Source organism: Roseomonas marmotae, assembly GCF_017654485.1.
GTDB classification, from domain to species: domain Bacteria; phylum Pseudomonadota; class Alphaproteobacteria; order Acetobacterales; family Acetobacteraceae; genus Pseudoroseomonas; species Pseudoroseomonas marmotae.
The window spans coordinates 2,269,946-2,288,052 of record NZ_CP061091.1 but is presented as its reverse complement, the minus strand read 5'-3'; the positions used below and the strand labels follow the sequence as shown (position 1 = coordinate 2,288,052).

The window sequence follows — 18,107 nt, the reverse complement described above, 5'->3', positions numbered from 1 at the left end:
AGGAATCTGAGCCATGCTGACCAAACGCTCCCTGACCCTGACCGGTGCCGCCGCGCTGCTACTGCCTTCGGTCCTTCGTGCGCAGGCAGCGGAGGTCGGCACGACTGCCCGCCCGTTGCGCGTCGGAGTAACCTCCGGCGTGCACGCGCAGGTGCTGGAAGTGGCTCGCGACGTGCTCGCGCGCGAGAACTTCGTGATCAAGATCACGGAGTTCTCCGACTTCATCCAGCCGAATGCCGCGCTCGCCGCGGGCGAGATCGATATCAACACCTATCAGCACCAGCCCTTCCTGGACGCGCAGAAGCAGCAGCGCGGCTTCGACTTCGTTCCGGTGGGCAGGACGGTGCTGACGGTGATGGGCGTCTTCAGCCGCAAGGTGAAGACGCTGACGGATCTGCCAAACGGCGCCCGCGTCGCCATTCCCAACGATCCGACCAATGGCGGACGCGCGCTGCTGTTGCTGGCCAAGGCTGGCGTCTTCAAGCTGCGTGACGGCGCAGACTTCAGGGCGACGGTGGCCGATATCGCCGAGAATCCGAAGCGCATCCGCATCGTGGAACTGGAGGCGGCTTCGATCGCGCGCAGCCTGGACGATGTCGATGCCGCCGCCATCACCGGCAACTATGCCGTGCCGGCCGGGCTGAACCCTGTGAAGGAAGCCCTGGCGGTGGAAGGCGCAGACAGCGTCTACACCGTGCTGGTGGTGACGCGCCGCGGCGATGAGGCCAAGCCCTGGGCGCAGAAGCTGGCCCGCGCCTATGCCGATCCCGCCGTGAAGGACTTCGTGGAGAAGACCTTCGGCGGCGCGGTCATCGTGGGTGCCTGATCAGGCGGCGTAGCGCGACAGCGCCAGGTCCGCGTATTCGATATTCGGCCGCTGGCCGCCGACCAGATCGGCGGCCAGCTTTCCGCTGCCGCAGGACATGGTCCAGCCCAGCGTGCCATGGCCGGTGTTCAGGAACAGGCTGGGATAAGTGGTGCCGCCGATGATCGGCGTGCCGTCCGGCGTCATCGGCCGCAGCCCCGTCCAGAACTTCGCCTCCTCGAAGCGGCCCCCCTCCGGGTAGAGGTCACGCACGGAATGGAGCAGCGTCTCCTTCCGCTCCTCATGCAGCGTCATGTCGAAGCCGGCGATTTCGGCCGTGCCGCCGACGCGGATGCGGTCGCCCAGGCGGGTGATGGCAATCTTGTAGGTTTCGTCCATCACGGTAGACGCCGGCGCGGCCGCATCCTCGGCGACCGGCAGCGTGATGGAATAGCCCTTCACTGGATAGACCGGCACCTTCAGCCCCAGCGGCGCCGCGAGCATGGGCGAATAGCTGCCCATGGCCAGCAGGTAGCGGTCGGCCTTCAGCACGCCCGCGCTGGTCTGCACGCCGGCGATGTCGCCGCCTTCCACCAGGAAACGGTCCACTGAGGTGCCATAGCGGAAGCGCACCCCCCTCTCCTCGCAGAGCGCCGCCAGACGCTGCGTGAAGATATGGGCGTCGCCCGTCTCGTCGCCCGGCAGATACAGGCCTCCGACGAACTTCTCCCGGACGCGGGCCAGCGCAGGCTCGACCGAGATGCAGCCGGCGGGGTCCAGCACCTGGAAGGGGACATCATACTGCTTCAGCACCCGAAGGTCGTCACCGACATGGTCGAGCTGCTGCTGCGTGCGGAAGAGCTGCAAGGTGCCGCGCTCCCGGTGGTCATACTGGATGCCCGTCTCCGCGCGCAGATCGGCCAGGGCGCTGCGGCTGTATTCCGCCACCCGCACCATCCGGGACTTGTTGGTCTGGTAGGCGGTCTCGGTGCAGTTCCGCAGCATCTGCCACAGCCAGGACCACTGCGCCGGGTCCATGCGCGGGCGGATCACCAGCGGGCTGTGCTGCATGAACATCCATTTCAGCGCCTTCAACGGGATGCCTGGCCCGGCCCAGGGCGAGGAATAGCCGAAGGACACCTGGCCGGCATTGGCGAAGCTCGTCTCCAGCCCCGCGCCCGACTGGCGGTCTACCACCTCCACCTCATGCCCCGCGCGAGCCAGGTACCAAGCCGAGGTGGTGCCGACGACGCCAGCACCGAGAACCAGAACCTTCATCTCAAGCCATGCTCCGACGCGCGCCGGATCCCGGCGCGAACACCTGAGCCTAGGCCCGATCAGGCAGCAGGTGCTTGCGATCACTGGCAGGGAATGCGATTTCCACCAGGCGCATAAGAAGAATCTGCGGTGACAAACAAGATTCTGTACTCCCCGGCCCTCGACGGCATCGACCGTAAGATCCTGCGCCTGCTGCGGGCCAACGGGCGGATGAGCAATGCCGATCTGGCGGAGGCCGTGGGCCTCTCGCCCTCCGCCTGCCTGCGGCGGCACCGGCATCTGGAGAGCAGCGGCATCATCCGCGGCTATACGGCCATCATCGAGGACCCGGCGCCCCAGGCCCGCACCGTGGTCATCGTGCAGATCACGCTCGAGAAGCAGACCGAGGACGCCTTCAACCGCTTCGAGGCCGCCGTCCGGCAATGCCCGGAGGTCTGCGAATGCTATCTGATGACCGGAGCCTCCGACTATCAGCTACGTGTCGAGGCGCGGGACGCCGCGGATTACGAGCGTATCCACAAGGAACAGCTTTCCCGGATGCCAGGGGTGGCGCGGATTCAGTCAGCCTTCGCGATACGCACGGTCGTGCATGGCGTGTCACCCGCCTGGGTGGAGGATTAGAGGCCCCGCCAGCCGCCCCAGATGACGGCCAGACGGTCTCCCAGACCGCGCGGAGGCGGCGGTTCCGCCGGGTTCCAGCTGGCGGAGAGGATGAAGCGCAGGTCCCGCGACGCCAGCCGGCCCGGCAGGGCTGCCGCCACGGCGCCGCGCGGCAGGGTCCCGGACAGGCTCGCGCGCGCATGCCGCAGCGATTCCAGCGCACCGGCCGCCATGTGCCTGCCGAGCTTCGAGATAGCGGGGGCGCGTGGGTCCCGCACCACATCGGCCGGCGTCAGGCCGTGCTGCCCCAGCAGATCCACCGGCAACAGGCAGCGTCCCTGGGCTGCCAGGCTCGCGGTGCCGCGCAGCAGGCTGGCCATGCCATAGGCCGCGCCCATCGCCTGAAGGCCGGGCATGGCCGCCGGCGGTGCCGCCAGTATTCGACCCGCGATGACGGCATAGCCCCCCGCGGTGCCGCGCAGGAAGGCCTGCAGCGCCTCCAGGCTGGGCACCTCCTCCTCCATCTCCGGCTCTCGCGCATCGATCAGAAGCATCAGCTCCTCGGGCTGCAGGCGCCCTGCGCGGATCGCTTCGGCCAGCGGCAAGGCGATCTCGTGCCGCCGGGGAGGTGTATTCGCGGCGGCCTGCTCCACTACCTCTCGCCACCATTGCAGGCGGATCAGCCCGGTCATGGTGTTGGTGGTTGCGGCACGGGCGCGCGCCAGTTCATGGTTGAAGGCGGTGAGCAGGAAAAGCGTTTCCCGCGCTTCCGGCGGCGCGAAGAGGGCGCAGAGGAATCGGTCGGGATCATTGCGCCGCGCGAAGGCGGCAAGCTCGGACAGCGGCGCGGCATCAGGCATGCCGGCGTTATGAACGGACCGCGCCAGCACGCAAGCTCCGGCTTGCTTGACGAGCCAGGGGGTGGAGCCTAGCTCTCAATGCGGTTACGAATCGCCCCATCGGCCCCGGCACTTGCCGCGGCCTCTTCACCCAGTTCGGGAGTATCGCGCCATGGCCTTCAGCCTGCCTCCGCTGCCTTATGACACCTCCGCCCTCGCCTCCTCCGGCATGTGCCAGGAGACGCTGGAGCTGCACCACGGCAAGCACCATCAGGCCTATGTGACCGCGCTGAACGGCCTGATCGAGAGCAAGGGTCTGGCCGGGAAGTCGCTGGAGCAGATCGTCGCCGACGCCGGCAAGGCGGGCGCCGATGGCCTGCCGGTGCTCAACCAGGCCGGCCAGCACTGGAACCACATCCTGTTCTGGCAGGTGATGAAGCCAAACGGGGGCGGCGACAGCCTGCCGGGCAAGATCGGCGCCAAGATCAACGAGGATTTCGGTGGCCTCGCGCAGTTCAAGGAAGCCTTCAAGCAGGCGGGCGTGACGCAGTTCGGCTCCGGCTGGGCCTGGCTCGTCATGGACAACAGCGGCAAGCTGAAGGTGACCAAGACGCCGAACGGCTCCAACCCGATCGCGACGGGCGAAGGCACGCCGATCCTGGGCGCGGATGTGTGGGAGCACTCCTACTACCTGGACTTCCGCAACGTCCGGCCGAACTACCTGGATAACTTCCTGAACAAGCTGGTGAACTGGGAAGTTGTCGAGGGCCTGATGAACCAGGGCGGCCTGAAGTCCGGCCAGTCTGCCTGATCTCCGCCGCAGACCGCGGATACGAGAAGGGCGCCGGGGGTTTTCCCCCGGCGCCCTTTTTCGTGCCTCGAAGCCTGAGCTCAGCCGGCCTTGACGTCGTTGGCCGCGGTTGGGCGGATGACGCTGGCGATGGTGCTGCGCACCACGCTCAGGCGCACATTCTGAGCAACCTCGACCTCGATCTCGTCGTTGCCGTCCTTCACCTTGGTCACGGTGCCGAGGATACCGCCGCCGGTGATGACGCGATCACCACGCTTCAGAGAGGTCAGCATGTTACGGTGTTCCTTGGCGCGCTTCTGCTGGGGGCGGATCAGCAGGAAGTAGAACACCACGAAAATCAGGATCAGGGGGGCCAGCTGCATGATCATGGCGCTGGCGCCACCGGCAACTGCGTCCTGAGCATAGGCGGGGGAGATGAACATTGTGCGGGGCTTCCGTCTTGCCGGGTGACGGGCGCGAAACTAGCTTGCCGGCCTGTGCAGTCAACCTTGCCTGAGTTTCATCTTCAGAGTGCCGGAGTGCAGCCAGTGTCCGAGACCGCCCCCCATCCGCTGCTTCCGGCCCTGGCACGCATCGCCGCCGCGCTCGAGCGGCTGGCCCCGCCCATGGCCGTAAAGCCCGACCTGACGGCCGCCGACGCCTACGTCTGGCACCCGTTGGGCAGCCACGGCGCTCCGGCGCATCTGGCACCGGTCAAGCGTGTGGCGGCGGTCGGGATAGGCCTGCTCCAGGGGGTCGAGCAGCAGAAGCGGCTGCTGATGGAGAATACGCTGCGCTTCGCCCGCGGGCTGCCGGCCAACAACGCCATGCTCTGGGGCGCGCGCGGGATGGGCAAGTCCTCGCTGGTCAAGGCCGCGCACGCGGCCGCGAATGCGGAGGTGCCGGGCGCCCTGGTGCTGGTGGAGATCCAGCGGGAGGATATCCGCACGCTCCCCGAGCTGCTGAACCTGCTGCGCGAGAGCCCGCGCCGCTTTCTGGTCTTCTGCGACGACCTCTCCTTCGAGCGGGAGGATCAGGACTACAAGGCGCTGAAATCCGTGCTGGATGGCGGCATCGAGGGGCGCCCGGCCAACGTGCTCTTCTATGCCACCAGCAACCGCCGGCACCTGATGCCGCGTGACATGATCGAGAACGAGCGCAGCACTGCCATCAACCCGGCCGAGGCCGTGGAGGAGAAGGTCTCCCTCAGCGACCGCTTCGGCCTCTGGATCGGCTTCCATAACGCCGACCAGTCCACCTTCTTCGCCATGATCGAGGCCTATGCTGCCGATCTGGGCCTGGACGTGGCGCCGGAGGAGCTGCGGCGGCAGGCGGTGGAATGGTCCGTCACGCGGGGCGGGCGCTCCGGCCGCGTGGCCTGGCAGTTCATCATGGACCTCGCCGGGCGGCTGGGCGTGGCGTTACCGGCCCGATGAACGGATCCCCCCAGGAGCCGCCTGGGCCGAGGCAGCCCGCGCGGCCGCGCCCGAAGGGCGCCGTCCGCCGGAACGGACTTTTCCTCAACCCCGATGGCAGCCACGCCGGACCGACCTCGGCCCAGGTCTGGCGGCTGATGCGGGAGAGGAACCAGGGCACGCCATGGCCTGCCTGGGTGGAAGACCCGCCCTACCCCGCCCCGGCGCCGCCCCCGGAGGGGCATGTATCCGTGACCTTCATCGGCCACGCCACCTTCCTCATCCGCTTCCACGGCGGCCCGACGCTGCTGACCGACCCGATCTGGAGCGAGCGTTGCAGTCCCTTCCGCTTCGCCGGCCCGAAGCGTGTGCGCCGTCCCGGGCTGGATTTCGACGCCCTGCCCCATATCGACGCCGTCCTGCTCAGCCACAACCATTACGACCATTGCGACATTCCGACCTTGCAGCGCCTGCGGGACCGTTTCGCGCCCCCTATCCTGACGGGGCTGGCGAATGGCGCCCTGCTGGCACGGCATGGCCTCAAGGATGTGGTTGAGCTGGACTGGTGGCAGGAGGCGCCGCTGCCGGGAGGTGCGACCGCCACCTACCTGCCCGCGCGTCATGTCGGCGCGCGGACGCTCCTCGACCGGGGGCGCACGCTCTGGGGCGGCTTCGGCCTGCACGCCGGCGGAGGGGGGCATGTCTGTTTCGCCGGGGATTCGGCCTGGGGCGCCCATTTCGAGGAGATCGGCCATTTCGCCGGTCCCTTCGACCTCGCGCTGCTGCCGATCGGCGCCTATGAGCCGCGCTGGTTCATGCAGCAGGTGCATATGAACCCGGAGGAATCTGTCCGTGCCTTCCAGGCCCTGCGCACCCGCCAGGCCCTGGCCATGCATTTCGGCACCTTCAGGCTGACGCAGGAGGCGATCGACGAGCCCCCGCGCGCCCTGGCCGCCGCCCTGGCCGCCGCTGGCATCCCGGAGGAGGATTTCGTGGTGCCTGGCTGCGGCCAGACCTTCGTCGTGCCGCTGACGACGAATTAAGGCGCGTTACCGAAGATCCGCTGCAGCACCTGGTCACCCGGGCGCAGGTTCAGGCGCTCCGCCGTGCCGGCGGCCAATTCCAGCGTCGCGCGCACAGGGCCATGGCTCTCGATGGTCGCCAGGCTCTGCGGCACCGTCCGCTCCGCGATCCGGCGGACGCGCCCATCCGCGTTGATGAAGACCATGTCCAGCGAGGTGATGGTGTTACGCATCCACATCGCGCTTTCCCGCGGCGTGCCCCAGTCGAAGAGCATTCCCTCATCGGGCTTCACCTCCGGCCGGAACATCAGGCCGACGGTCTGCTGGTCCGGAGACAATGCCATCTCCACCGTGAAGCCGTGCCTCTTGCCGTCACGGGTGACGATCACCAGCGGCTCGGTCGGCAGGCGTGGCTGCGGCCCGGTCTGGGCTCGGGCGGCGGTGGCGAGAAGGGCTGGCAAGGCCAGCAGGAGGCGGCGGCGCATGGTAAGGCTTATGCCATACCACCAGCCGGTTGGGGCAGCCCTTCCAGCGTCGCCTCGGCGAGATGGCGGATTTCTAATCGGATCGGGCCGGGCCGGGGTAGGTCGCGCAGCGTGGTGAACCAGTGCTCCGGCGGGCTGCGCCCGGCCGCGCGGTTGTAGACCAGGGCCCGCAGCACCGCCTCGGCTTCCGGCGGCAGGCGCTCGGGCGGATGGTGGCCATCCAGCACGCCCCAGATACCGGCCCAGCAGCGCCCGACCGACCAGGGATTATAGCCCCCGCCCCCCAGCACGATGAGCCTGGGCGCGGCGTCCCTGACGGCCCGCGCGACGGCCCAGTAGGCGTTGTTGGAGAGGGAAAGCCGGGCCAGCGGGTCTTCCTCCAGCGCATCGGCGCCGCATTGAAGCATGATGGCCTGCGGGCGCAGATGGCGGATGAGAGGCAGGATGGCATGGTGCAGCAGCCAGTCCATCTCGCTGTCATTCAGTTCCTGCGGCACCGGGATGTTGCGGGCATGGCCGCCGGCCCTGTCCTCCAGCCGCCCCGTGAAGGGCCAGCGGTTCCCCTCATGCACTGAGAGGGTGAAGACGCGCGGGTCGTTGTGGAAAGCGTCCTGCACCCCATCGCCGTGATGCGCGTCGATATCAAGGTAGAGGATGTTCGTCAGGCCCTGCTCCAGCCAGGCCAGCAACCCCAGCACCGGGTCGTTCAGGTAGCAGAAGCCGCTGGCGCGATCAGGGCGGCCGTGATGGGTGCCGCCGCCCGGCACATGCACGATGCCCCCCTCCGCCGTCAGCGCGGCGGCCAGCAAGACGCCGCCGGCGCCGGTCGCGGGGCGGCGGAAGATCTCCTTGTAGACCGGATTCCCATGGGCGCCGATGTGATGCCGGGACCGGACTTCCGCCGGAACATCCCGCTCCGCCTCCGCCGCCTTCAGGGCCGCGATGTACGCCGGGGTATGGAAGCGCGTCAGCTGCGCCACCGTGGCCATGGGGCTGTCCAGCGTGCGTGCGGGGTCCATCCAGCCGAGGGTGCGGATCAGATCCAGTGTGGTGGAGACGCGCGGGATCGCCAGGGGATGTTTCGGACCATAGGTGGAGTTCCGGTAGATCTCGGACCCGATCAGCAGCGGCTTCATATGTCCTCTTCGGCGCCTTCGGTCATGGCTGCCTGCCTTCCTCTTGCATCCGCCCGGAGCGCATGCATAGAAGCACGATATCCGGGGGGAGCCTTTCAATAAGGCTGAGAGGCAGGGATGGGCCCTGCGACCCCTTGAACCTGATCCGGGTCATACCGGCGAAGGGATCGGAGGTATCGCATGGCCGTTGACCCGGCCCCTGGCCTGCGCGTGGCCCTTCCTGTCATCCGCCTCGGCGGCCGGCCCGTGCTGGGTGCCTGCGACCTGCATTTCGGCGCGGGCGAGGTGACGGCGCTGCTGGGGCCTTCGGGCGTCGGTAAATCCACCCTTCTGCGGCTGCTCGCCGGCCTCATGCCGCCGCCGCCAGGCACAAGGCTCGACCCGGAGGATGGCCGCCCCCTGCCCGGCCGTGTCGCCTGGATGGGGCAGCAGGATCTGCTGCTCCCCTGGCTGGACCTGCGCGGCAACCTCACCCTCGGCGCCCGGCTGCGTGGCGAGAAGCCGGACCTTGAACGTGCCGCCGCACTGATCGAGGCGGTCGGGCTGGCGGGGCGGGAAGATTCCCGCCCCGCCGAGCTCTCGGGTGGCATGCGCCAGCGCGCGGCGCTGGCCCGCACGCTGATGGAAGACCGCCCCTTCGTGCTGATGGACGAGCCCTTCAGCGCGGTGGATGCGCCGACCCGGCATCGCCTGCAGGGGCTGGCCGCCGGGCTGCTGGGCGGGCGCACCGTCCTGCTGGTCACGCATGACCCGTTGGAGGCCCTGCGCATGGCCCACCGCGTCCTGGTACTGCGGCCGGGCCCGGAAGGCGCGGTTGCGGAGGAACTGCCCCTCCCCGCCTCCCCGCCGCTGCGCGCCGCGACAGATCCGGCAGTGCTGGCTGCGCAGGCCGAGTTGCTGGACCGCCTGGCGGAAGCGGCATGAGAGGGCTGATCGCGGCCCTCGGCCTGCTGCTGGGCTGGGAGGGATTCGTCCGCTGGACCGGCGTGCCGCCCTTCCTGCTGCCGTCACCGCTGCGGGTCTGGAACGCCTTGCTGGGGCGTTGGGATATCCTGCTGGGCCATGCCGCCACCACGCTCACGGAAATCCTCCTCGGGCTGTTCTTCGGCACGGTGCTGGGCATCGCGACGGCCCTGCTGCTGACCGCCTGGCGCAGCGGGCGGCGCTGGCTGCTGCCGCTGCTGATCGCCAGCCAGGCCATTCCGGTCTTCGCCATCGCACCCTTGCTGACGCTCTGGCTGGGCTTCGGCCTGGCCAGCAAGGTCGCCATGGCCACCATCATCATCTTCTTCCCCGTGGCCACTGCCTTTTACGATGGGCTGCGCCGGACGGAGCCGGGGTGGCTGGACCTGGCCAGCACCATGGGCGCCTCCCGCGCCGCCATGCTGTGGCGAGTACGGGTGCCGGCCGCACTGCCTGGACTGGCTTCCGGCCTGCGCGTGGCCGCTGCCGTGGCGCCGATCGGTGCCGTGGTCGGGGAATGGGTCGGGGCCTCGGCCGGGCTGGGCTACGTCATGCTGCAGGCCAATGGCCGCAGCCAGACCGACATGATGTTCGCCGCCCTCGCCATCCTGGCCGCCATGGCCATGGCCCTGTGGTTCATGATCGACCTTCTGCTGCGCCGGATGCTGCCCTGGCAGCCCGATGCGCTTCTCGATGGAGACACCGAATGACGCACCTTCCTCGCCGTGCCTTGCCGGCGCTGGCGGCACTCGCCATGCCGGCGGTGGCCGCCCGGGCGCAGAATACGGCGGCCACGGCCGCGCCGGCGAAGCTGACACTGATGCTGGACTGGTTCGTGAACCCCGACCACGCGCCGATCATCGTCGCCCAGGAGGGCGGCCATTTCGCCCGCGCCGGGCTGGAGATACGCATCGTCGCGCCGGCCGACCCGACCGATCCGCCCCGGCTGGTGGCGGCGAAGCAGGCCGATCTCGGCGTCTATTATCAGAAGAACCTCTATCTGGCGGTGGATCAGGGCCTGCCCCTGGCGCGGGTCGGCACGCTGGTGGCGACGCCGCTCTCCACCCTGACGGTGCTGCAGGACGGGCCTATCCGGCAATTGTCGGATCTGAAGGGCAGAAAGATCGGCTTCAGCGTTGCCGGGTTCGAGGAAGTCTCGATCGACGTTGTGCTTGGCTCCGTCGGCCTTTCCTCGCGCGACGTGACGCTGGTGAACGTCAATTTCGGCCTCTCCTCGGCGCTGATGTCAGGCCAGGTGGACGCCATCCTCGGCGGCTTCCGGAACTTCGAACTGCATCAGCTGGAGCTGGAAGGCCGTCCGGGCCGTGCCTTCTTCCCCGAGCAGCACGGCATGCCGATCTATGACGAGCTGATCTACGTCACGCACCGGGACCGAGCGCGGGACCCGGTTCTGCGCCGCTTCATGGACGCGATGGAGAGCGCGACCACCTTCCTCATCAACAACCGTGAGGAAAGCTGGAAGATGTTCATCGCCGGCCAGCGCCGCGAGCTGGACAACGAGCTGAACCGCCGCGCCTTCGCGGATACGGCGGACCGTTTCTCCCTCAGCCCGGCGGCGCTGGACCGCAACCGCTATGAGCGCTTCGCGCGCTTCCTGCACCAGCGGAAGCTGATCGGAAGCCCGCCGGCTCTGGACAGCTACGCGGTCGAGCTTCCGCCGGCCTGACGCTGGGCGGCAGTGCCGTCAGCTCCGCTGCGGCATCGCCTCCGGCACGATGGTCTGCACCAGCGTGGCATCCAGCGCCTCGTAGGCGTGGTAGTCGATGGTTTCGTAGAGCTCGGCGCGGGTCTGCATCCGGTCCACCATCTTGTGGGTGCCGCTGTCGCGCTGGATGGCGGCATACAGCTCCTCCATCGACTTCGCGGCGACGCGCAGGTGGCTGACCGGCCAGATCACCATGGAGTATCCCATCTCCTGGAACTCCTCCGCCGTGAAGAAGGGCGTACGGCCGAACTCCGTCATGTTCGCCAGCAGCTTCACGCCGGGCATGCGGCGGGCGAATTCGCGGAACATCTCGGCATTCGTCAGCGCTTCCGGGAAGATCGCGTCGGCGCCAGCTTCGAGGTAGAGCCTGGCGCGCGCCACGGCGCCGTCGATGCCCTCGCTCGCCGCGGCATCCGTCCGGGCGATCAGGTAGAGATGCCGCCGGGCCTTGCGCGCTGCCGCGACCTTGGCCGCCATATCGCGCGCATCGGCCAGCTTCTTGTCGTTGAGGTGCCCGCACTTCTTCGGCAGCAGCTGGTCTTCCAGATGCACGGCGGCGGCGCCAGCTTCCTCGAAGCTCCGGACCATGTGCATGACGTTCAGCGCCTCGCCATAGCCGGTATCGCCATCGACCAGCACGGGCAGCGCGCTGGCGCGCGTGACCTGGCGGATGTGCCAGGCGACGTCATCCACGGTAATCATGCCGAGGTCCGGCAGCCCCATGGTGGCGGACATCGCGGCACCGGACATGTAGAGCGCCTCGAACCCCGCCTTCTTCGCCAGCAATGCGGCGATGCCGAGATGCGCGCCGGGCATACGGAGGATCTCGGGCCGGTCCAGCAGGGCCCGGAACCGCTGGCCCGCGGGGGCGTCCGGCAGATCATCGGCAATGACGTAGGGCATGCTTCTCTCCTCGACGTTTCGGCGCCTTCCTACACCCGCGACCGAGTCGCCGCCATTGCCGCGCCCGCGAGCCCTTTCCGTAGGAACCATCACGCCCTAGCTTTGTTCCTGCACTCATCGATGGCCTCAGGGAGACCCCGCATGGAAATGACCGGCGAACGGCGAATCGAGGCGCCGCGCGAAACCGTCTGGCAAGCGCTGAACGACCCCGAGGTGCTGCGGCAGTCCATTCCGGGCTGCGAGACGGTCGAGCGTACAGGCGATGACAGCTTCCAGGCTCGTGTCGCCGTGAAGCTCGGCCCGATGGCGGCGCGCTTCGCCGGCAAGGTGCAGCTGACGAACATCAACGCGCCGGTGTCCTACACGATCGGCGGCGAGGGCAATGGCGGGGCCATGGGCTTCGCCAAGGGCGGCGCGGATGTCAGCCTGGAAGAGCTCTCCCAGACCGAGACCCTGCTGAAATACGCGGTCAAGGCACAGGTCGGCGGCAAGATGGCGCAACTGGGCGGTCGCCTGATCGACAGCACGGCCAAGCAGATGGCGGACCAATTCTTCGACCGTTTCGCCGCGCTGGTCTCCGCCCCCGCCCCGGATGAGGTCAGGCCCTCGGAAGTCGCGGCGCTGCCCCCCGGCACCCGCCCCACCCCTGCCCCCGGCACCCTGGTCGGGAATGCCACGCCCGAGGAGCGGCTGGGCGCCGCCACGCTGGTGGGCGCCGGGCTGGTGGAACATGCCGGCGGCACGCCCCCCGGCACCACGCAGGATGATGTCGCCGGCCGCCCGAACATCCCGGCGACCCCGGCCCGTCCGGTGCCCGTGAACCTGATGGCCATGGCGCCGACCGAGATCTTTGGCCTGCCGCTGACCTTCTGGATCGGCAGCGCGGTGTGGCTGGTGCTGCTGGTGGTGCTCTTCCTGAATGGCTGACGCCGCATTCCCGGCCTCCGTCGAGGCCACCGAGCGCCTGCTCGCCGAAGGCGGCTATGTCGCCGACCGCGCGCTGGCGACCACGGTGCACCTGGCCCTCACCATGGGCCGGCCGCTGTTCCTGGAGGGAGAGCCGGGCACGGGCAAGACCGAGATCGCGAAGGTGCTGGCGGGCGGCCTCGGCCGCCGGCTGGTGCGCCTGCAATGCTACGACGGGCTGGACCTCTCGGCCGCCGCCTATGAATGGAACCACGCGCGGCAGCTGATGGCCATCCGCTTGGCGGAGGCCGCTGGCGAGACCGACCGGCAGGCGCTGGAGGCCGGCATCTACGACCGCCGCTTCCTGCAGGAGCGGCCGCTGCTCTCCGCGCTCACCGGCAGCCCCGCCGTATTGCTGATCGATGAGCTCGACCGGGCGGACGAGCCTTTCGAGGCCTTCCTGCTGGAGATCCTCGCGGATTTCCAGCTCTCGATCCCCGAACTCGGTACCATCCGCGCCGAGACACCCCCCATCGTCGTGCTGACGAGCAACCGGACGCGGGAGGTGCATGACGCCATCCGCCGCCGCTGCCTCTATCACTGGGTGGATTACCCGGATGCGGCGCGGGAGCGGGCCATCCTCGACCGCCGCGCACCGGGTCTGCCAGCCAGGCTCTCCGCCCAGGTGGTCGCTTTCGTCCAGCAGGTCCGGCAGGGCGACTTCTTCAAATATCCGGGCGTGGCCGAGACCATCGACTGGGCCGCGGCCCTGAGCGCGCTGAACGCCACGGAACTGGAACCGGCACTGGTGGACGACACGCTGGGCGCCCTGCTCAAATACCAGGACGACATCGCCAAGCTGCGTGGCGCTGAGGCGGCGAAGCTGCTGGAGGCTGTCAAGGCACCTCCAACGGTGCCGGTGCCGTTCTGAACGCCTTCGCCGGCAATCTGCTCGGCTTCGGCCGACTGCTGCGCCGGGCGGGGCTGCCGATTGGCCCCACCGAGATGCTGGCCGGCGCGGAGGCTTTGTCCCTGGTCGATCTGGGGGACCGCCGGCAAGCCAAGGCCGCGCTGCGCGCCACCCTGGTCCACCGGCGCGAGCATTTCGAGGTTTTCGACCAGGCCTTCGCCCTCTACTGGCGCGCGCCGCCGCGCCCCGAAGACGCGGAGCAGCAGGAGCTGGAGCCGCTGGAGAAGGCCCCGGCCGCCGCGCGCCGGGTGTCCGAGGCGATGGGCGCCAATTCTTCCTCCGCGCCGCCGAGGGCGGAAGCCCGGCCCGATGCCGCGCTGACCGTCAGTGCCGGCGAGCAGTTGAGGAAGATGGATTTCGAGGCGATGGGCGCCGCCGAGATCGACGAGGCCAAGCGCGAGATCCGCCGCCTCACCCTGCCGCTGGATGCCCGTCCGACACGCCGCTTCCGTCCCGACACCGCCGGCAGCCGTGTCGATCTGCGCGCCACGCTGAAGGAAAGCCTGCGCCAGGGCGGCGAAGTGCTGGAGCTTCGCCGTTCCGAGCGCGTGGTGCGCCCACCACCCCTGGTAGCAATCTGCGATATCTCTGGAAGTATGGCCCGTTACGCGCAGATTCTGTTACATTTTCTGCACGCAGCCGCCAATGACCGCGACCGTGTCTCCACCTTCCTCTTCGGCACCCGGCTGACCAATATCACCCGCCAGCTCCGGCACCGCGACGCCGAGGCCGCATTCGAGATGGTCAGTCATATCGTGCCGGACTGGTCCGGCGGCACCCGGATCGGGGAGGCCCTGGAACGCTTCAACCATGACTGGTCGCGCCGCGTGCTGGGCCAGGGGGCGGTGGTCCTCCTGATCACGGACGGGCTCGAACGTGGCGGGCCGGAGGAGCTGGCCCGGCTGGCGGCGGCCACGGACCGGCTGCGCCATTCCTGCCGGCGGCTGATCTGGCTGAACCCGCTCTTGCGCTATGCCGGGTTCCAGCCGAAATCCCAGGGGGTGAGGACGATGTTGCCGCTGGTGCACGAGCATCGCCCGGTCCACAACATCGAGAGCCTGCGGTCGCTGGTGGAAACCCTCTCGGCGCCGCAGTCCCGCGGGAGGATGCCATCATGAGTGATCGGGAAGACATTCTGGCGACCGCCGCCGGCTGGCTGGCGCAGGGCGAGGCCGTGGCACTGGCGACGGTGGTGGAGACCTGGGGCAGCTCGCCCCGCCCTCCCGGCTCCCGGCTGGCCGTGACGGCTTCAGGCCGCATGGCCGGCAGCGTCTCCGGCGGCTGCATCGAGGGCGCCGTGGCCGATGCCGCACGGCAGACCATGGAGAGCGGCACCCCCCAGCTGCTGGATTTCGGTATCAGCGATGAGCGCGCCTGGGAGGTCGGCCTGGCCTGTGGCGGCAAGCTCAAGGTCTTCGTGGAGAAGCTGGCATGAAGGCCAGCCTGCTGGAGCGGCTGCAGGCGGCGCGCGGCGCTGGGCAGCCGATCGCCCTGCTGACGCGCCTCACGGATGGCGAGCAGTTCCTCTTTCCCGGCGATGCCCCTCCAGCGCCTCTCCAGGAAGCCGCCGAGGCCGCGCTGCGGGACGACAAGTCCGCGCATCTGACGGTGGAGGGCGCGGAATGGTTCATCCACCCGCACAACCCGCCGCTGCGCCTGATCATCGTGGGTGCGGTGCATGTGGCGCAGGCGCTGGTGCCCATGGCCGTCGGGCTCGGTTTCGCGGTGACGGTGATCGACCCTCGCCGCGCCTTCGCGACCGAGGATCGCTTCGGCAGCGTGACCCTGCGTGACGAATGGCCGGATGAGGCGATGCAGGCTCTGGCGCCGGATACCCGCACCGCCGTCGTCACCCTAACCCATGACCCCAAGCTGGACGACCCCGCGCTGGAAGTGGCTCTGCGGAGTCCTGCCTTCTACATCGGCGCGCTGGGTAGCCGGCGCACCCACGCCAAGCGGGTGGCGCGCCTGCAGGAAGCCGGCTTCGGCGAAGAGGCCATCGCCCGCATCGCGGCCCCGATCGGGCTGGATATCGGCGCGGTGACGGCGCCGGAAATCGCCCTTTCCATCCTCGCGGAGATCGTGGCCCGCCGCAGGGGCGTGCCACTGGGCAGGCGGGCGGCGGCATGATCTTCGGCCCCACCCCGCTCTCCCAGGCCAAGGGCGCCATCCTCGCCCATACCGTCCGCTTGGAAGGGCGGGTGCTGAAGAAGGGCACACTGCTGGATGAGGGCGCGGTCGCGGCCCTGACGGCGGCCGGACACCAGGAGGTCGTCGCTGCCCAGCTGGAGCCCGGCGACGTCACGGAGGATGAAGCCGCCCACCGCATGGGCGAACTGCTGCTCGGCCCGCACCTGACCCGTACGCGCGCCGCGACCGGCCGCGTGAACCTGCGCGCCGACGCCGCCGGGCTGCTGGTGGTCGATGTGGCGCTGGTGGACCGGCTGAACGCGCTGGATGAAAGCCTGACCCTGGCCACCCTGCCCAACTTCACCCCGGTCTCGGCCGGGGAGATGCTGGCGACGGTGAAGATCATCCCCTTCGCCATGTCCGGCGAGGTGCTGGAAGTGGCAGAGGCGGTGATCAGCGGCGGGCGGCTGCTGACCGTCCATCCCTTCCGGGCGCTGAAGGTGGGGCTGGTGCTGACCGAGCTTCCGGGCCTCAAGGAAAGCATCATGGAAGGCGCGGTGGAGGCGACGGCAGCGCGCGTCGCCGGCTTGACCGGCACGCTGCTGCCACCCGAGCGCTGCGCGCATGAGGAAGCGCCTATCGCCGAGGCACTGGCCCGGCTGCGGCGGGCGGGCGCGGAGTTGCTGCTGATCGCCGGGGCCTCGGCCGTGGTCGACCGGCGGGATGCGGGGCCGGCCGCGATCGTGCGGGCTGGCGGGCGGATCGAGCATTTCGGCATGCCGGTGGACCCGGGCAACCTGATCTGCCTGGGGCAGGTCGAGGATGTTCCCGCCATGGTGCTGCCGGGCTGCGCCCGCAGCCCCAAGCTCAATGGCTTCGACTGGGTGTTGCAGCGCATCTTCGCCGGGATCAGCGTGAAATCACGTGACATCATGCGGATGGGCGTGGGCGGGCTGTTAAAGGAGATCGAGAGCCGCCCCCTGCCCCGCGCCGAGGCCGCGAAATCCCGCGGCGGCAGCCCGAGGCCGCGCCGGCCCCGACAGGTGGCAGCCCTGGTGCTGGCTGCCGGCCGCTCCAGCCGCATGGCCCCGCTGAACAAGCTGCTGGTGCGGGACGCGGAAGGCCGGCCCATGGTGGCGCGGGTGGTGGACAATATCCTGGCCTCCGGTGCGCGGCCGGTTGTCGTGGTGACCGGCCATGAGCGCCAGCAGGTCGAGGCCGCGCTGGCTGGCAAGGCCGTGACGCTGGTGCCGGCGGAGGACTTTGCCTCCGGCCTCTCGGCCTCGTTGAAGGCCGGGCTGGCCGCGCTGCCGCCGCAGGCGGAGGGTGTCGTGATCTGCCTGGGCGACATGCCATTGGTTCCCGGCGCCGCGATCGACCGCATGCTGGCCGCTTTCGACCCTGAGGAGGGCCGGGCCATCGTGCAGCCCAGCTATCAGGGCCGGCCGGGCAATCCGGTGCTCTGGTCGCGCGAGTTCCTGCCGGAGATGATGGCGCTCACCGGCGACACCGGCGCCCGCCGCCTGTTGGTCCGGCACGCCGAACGGGTGGCGGAAGTCGAGATGCCTGATGACGCCGTGCTGCGGGACTTCGATACGCCCGAGGCCCTTGCGGCCCAGCCGGATTTCGCCGGAAAACGCTGAATGATCCTGATCGCCCTGGGGGCCAACCTGCCAGGCCCTGACGGCACGGCCCCTCGCGCCACCTGCGAGGCGGCGGCCCGTGCGCTGGACGGGATCCCCGGCCTGCGGCTGCTTGCCCTGTCCCGCTGGTGGTCCACGGCCCCGGAGCCACCGCTCCCGGGCGCGCCCTGGTATGTGAACGGCGTCGCCCGTTGCGAGGGCGAGCTGGCGCCGGAAGAGCTGCTGGCGGCCCTTCAGGGGCTGGAGGACGCGGCCGGGCGCGTGCGGCCCTATCCCAACGCGCCCCGGACCCTGGACCTGGACATCATCGCCATGGGCCAGCTGGTGCGGGAGGCGCCCGATCCGGTCCTGCCGCACCCCCGCGCGCATCTCCGGCGATTCGTGCTGCAGCCGCTGGCCGAGGTCGCGCCAGGCTGGCGGCACCCCGTTTTTGGGAAGAGCGTGGAAGATCTGCTGCTTACCTTGCCTCCGGCGGGGATGGAACCGTTCTGACCTT

21 protein-coding genes and 1 riboswitch are annotated in these 18,107 nt (G+C 69.3%); of the genes, 15 read left to right on the top strand and 6 right to left on the bottom strand.

The window, feature by feature from the left end:
- Positions 1–13 precede the first annotated feature (13 nt).
- Entirely contained in the window at positions 14–826 is an 813-nt protein-coding gene (locus tag IAI58_RS10845) for a MetQ/NlpA family ABC transporter substrate-binding protein (RefSeq protein ID WP_207446045.1), read from the top strand.
- On the opposite strand, the gene IAI58_RS10840 is transcribed toward IAI58_RS10845, so the two are convergent.
- Positions 827–2,083 (bottom strand): D-amino acid dehydrogenase, encoded by a 1,257-nt coding sequence (locus tag IAI58_RS10840; protein WP_207446044.1) that lies wholly within the window; start codon positions 2,081–2,083, stop codon positions 827–829. It lies immediately after the preceding gene.
- A gap of 129 nt (positions 2,084–2,212) precedes the next feature.
- Here IAI58_RS10840 and IAI58_RS10835 point away from each other — a divergent pair, with 129 nt between their 5' ends.
- Positions 2,213–2,704 carry an Lrp/AsnC family transcriptional regulator gene (locus IAI58_RS10835; RefSeq protein ID WP_207446043.1) on the top strand — a complete coding sequence of 164 codons (492 nt, stop codon included), beginning with the start codon at positions 2,213–2,215 and terminating at the stop codon, positions 2,702–2,704.
- Here the strand turns inward: IAI58_RS10835 and IAI58_RS10830 are convergent.
- Positions 2,701–3,543: a squalene/phytoene synthase family protein gene (locus IAI58_RS10830; RefSeq protein ID WP_207446042.1), complete on the bottom strand. Its 843-nt coding sequence runs from the start codon at positions 3,541–3,543 to the stop codon at positions 2,701–2,703. The two genes, IAI58_RS10835 and IAI58_RS10830, sit on opposite strands and share 4 nt — an antisense overlap.
- Positions 3,544–3,694: 151 nt before the next feature.
- On the opposite strand from IAI58_RS10830, the gene IAI58_RS10825 reads away from it, so the two are divergent.
- A complete protein-coding gene (locus IAI58_RS10825; protein ID WP_207446041.1) occupies positions 3,695–4,333 on the top strand; it encodes a superoxide dismutase in 639 nt (212 codons plus the stop codon).
- A gap of 80 nt (positions 4,334–4,413) precedes the next feature.
- Here IAI58_RS10825 and yajC read toward each other — a convergent pair whose 3' ends face one another.
- The gene (gene yajC / locus IAI58_RS10820; protein ID WP_207446040.1) at positions 4,414–4,755 is read right to left on the bottom strand and encodes a preprotein translocase subunit YajC; all 342 of its coding nucleotides are present in this window, start codon (positions 4,753–4,755) and stop codon (positions 4,414–4,416) included.
- Between the two features lie 183 nt (positions 4,756–4,938).
- Between yajC and IAI58_RS10815 the strand changes: the two genes are divergently transcribed.
- Together IAI58_RS10815 and IAI58_RS10810 are read left to right on the top strand one after the other, a co-directional pair.
- Complete coding sequence (locus tag IAI58_RS10815) at positions 4,939–5,748, top strand: ATP-binding protein (RefSeq protein ID WP_237182323.1); 810 nt, start codon at positions 4,939–4,941, stop codon at positions 5,746–5,748.
- A complete protein-coding gene (locus IAI58_RS10810; protein WP_237182306.1) occupies positions 5,745–6,770 on the top strand; it encodes an MBL fold metallo-hydrolase in 1,026 nt (341 codons plus the stop codon). The genes IAI58_RS10815 and IAI58_RS10810 overlap by 4 nt, the downstream gene beginning before the upstream one ends.
- Here the strand turns inward: IAI58_RS10810 and IAI58_RS10805 are convergent.
- Together IAI58_RS10805 and IAI58_RS10800 are read right to left on the bottom strand one after the other, a co-directional pair.
- A complete protein-coding gene (locus IAI58_RS10805; RefSeq protein WP_207446038.1) occupies positions 6,767–7,234 on the bottom strand; it encodes a DUF192 domain-containing protein in 468 nt (155 codons plus the stop codon). The genes IAI58_RS10810 and IAI58_RS10805 overlap by 4 nt on opposite strands.
- Positions 7,235–7,242: 8 nt before the next feature.
- Complete coding sequence (locus IAI58_RS10800; protein ID WP_207446037.1) at positions 7,243–8,370, bottom strand: acetoin utilization protein AcuC; 1,128 nt, start codon at positions 8,368–8,370, stop codon at positions 7,243–7,245.
- Positions 8,371–8,444: 74 nt separating this feature from the next.
- Positions 8,445–8,555, top strand: a riboswitch (TPP riboswitch).
- Here IAI58_RS10800 and IAI58_RS10795 point away from each other — a divergent pair.
- From IAI58_RS10795 to IAI58_RS10785, 3 genes are all read left to right on the top strand, one after another.
- Complete coding sequence (locus IAI58_RS10795; RefSeq protein ID WP_207446036.1) at positions 8,551–9,294, top strand: ABC transporter ATP-binding protein; 744 nt, start codon at positions 8,551–8,553, stop codon at positions 9,292–9,294. It overlaps the preceding riboswitch by 5 nt.
- Positions 9,291–10,043 carry an ABC transporter permease gene (locus tag IAI58_RS10790; RefSeq protein WP_207446035.1) on the top strand — a complete coding sequence of 251 codons (753 nt, stop codon included), beginning with the start codon at positions 9,291–9,293 and terminating at the stop codon, positions 10,041–10,043. Before IAI58_RS10795 ends, IAI58_RS10790 begins: the two co-directional genes overlap by 4 nt.
- Positions 10,040–11,020, top strand: coding sequence for an ABC transporter substrate-binding protein (locus IAI58_RS10785; protein WP_207446034.1), 981 nt, complete (start codon positions 10,040–10,042; stop codon positions 11,018–11,020). The genes IAI58_RS10790 and IAI58_RS10785 overlap by 4 nt, the downstream gene beginning before the upstream one ends.
- An 18-nt stretch (positions 11,021–11,038) precedes the next feature.
- Here IAI58_RS10785 and prpB read toward each other — a convergent pair whose 3' ends face one another.
- Complete coding sequence (gene prpB / locus IAI58_RS10780) at positions 11,039–11,962, bottom strand: methylisocitrate lyase (protein WP_207446033.1); 924 nt, start codon at positions 11,960–11,962, stop codon at positions 11,039–11,041.
- Positions 11,963–12,103: 141 nt separating this feature from the next.
- Here prpB and IAI58_RS10775 point away from each other — a divergent pair, with 141 nt between their 5' ends.
- The 7 genes from IAI58_RS10775 to folK all read left to right on the top strand — a co-directional run bounded on the left by IAI58_RS10775 (position 12,104) and on the right by folK (position 18,103).
- On the top strand, positions 12,104–12,889 hold the full coding sequence (locus tag IAI58_RS10775) for an SRPBCC family protein (protein ID WP_207446032.1): 786 nt from the start codon (positions 12,104–12,106) through the stop codon (positions 12,887–12,889).
- Positions 12,882–13,799 carry an AAA family ATPase gene (locus IAI58_RS10770; protein ID WP_207446031.1) on the top strand — a complete coding sequence of 306 codons (918 nt, stop codon included), beginning with the start codon at positions 12,882–12,884 and terminating at the stop codon, positions 13,797–13,799. Before IAI58_RS10775 ends, IAI58_RS10770 begins: the two co-directional genes overlap by 8 nt.
- Before the next feature lie 95 nt (positions 13,800–13,894).
- Positions 13,895–14,956, top strand: a complete 1,062-nt coding sequence (locus IAI58_RS10765) for a vWA domain-containing protein (RefSeq protein WP_237182839.1) — start codon at positions 13,895–13,897, stop codon at positions 14,954–14,956.
- A complete protein-coding gene (locus tag IAI58_RS10760) occupies positions 14,953–15,273 on the top strand; it encodes an XdhC family protein (RefSeq protein WP_207446030.1) in 321 nt (106 codons plus the stop codon). The genes IAI58_RS10765 and IAI58_RS10760 overlap by 4 nt, the downstream gene beginning before the upstream one ends.
- Positions 15,270–15,968, top strand: a complete 699-nt coding sequence (locus IAI58_RS10755) for an XdhC family protein (protein WP_207446029.1) — start codon at positions 15,270–15,272, stop codon at positions 15,966–15,968. The genes IAI58_RS10760 and IAI58_RS10755 overlap by 4 nt, the downstream gene beginning before the upstream one ends.
- A complete protein-coding gene (locus IAI58_RS10750; protein WP_207446028.1) occupies positions 15,965–17,611 on the top strand; it encodes an NTP transferase domain-containing protein in 1,647 nt (548 codons plus the stop codon). Before IAI58_RS10755 ends, IAI58_RS10750 begins: the two co-directional genes overlap by 4 nt.
- Positions 17,612–18,103: a 2-amino-4-hydroxy-6-hydroxymethyldihydropteridine diphosphokinase gene (gene folK / locus IAI58_RS10745; RefSeq protein WP_207446027.1), complete on the top strand. Its 492-nt coding sequence runs from the start codon at positions 17,612–17,614 to the stop codon at positions 18,101–18,103. It abuts the gene before it with no gap.
- Positions 18,104–18,107 lie beyond the last annotated feature (4 nt).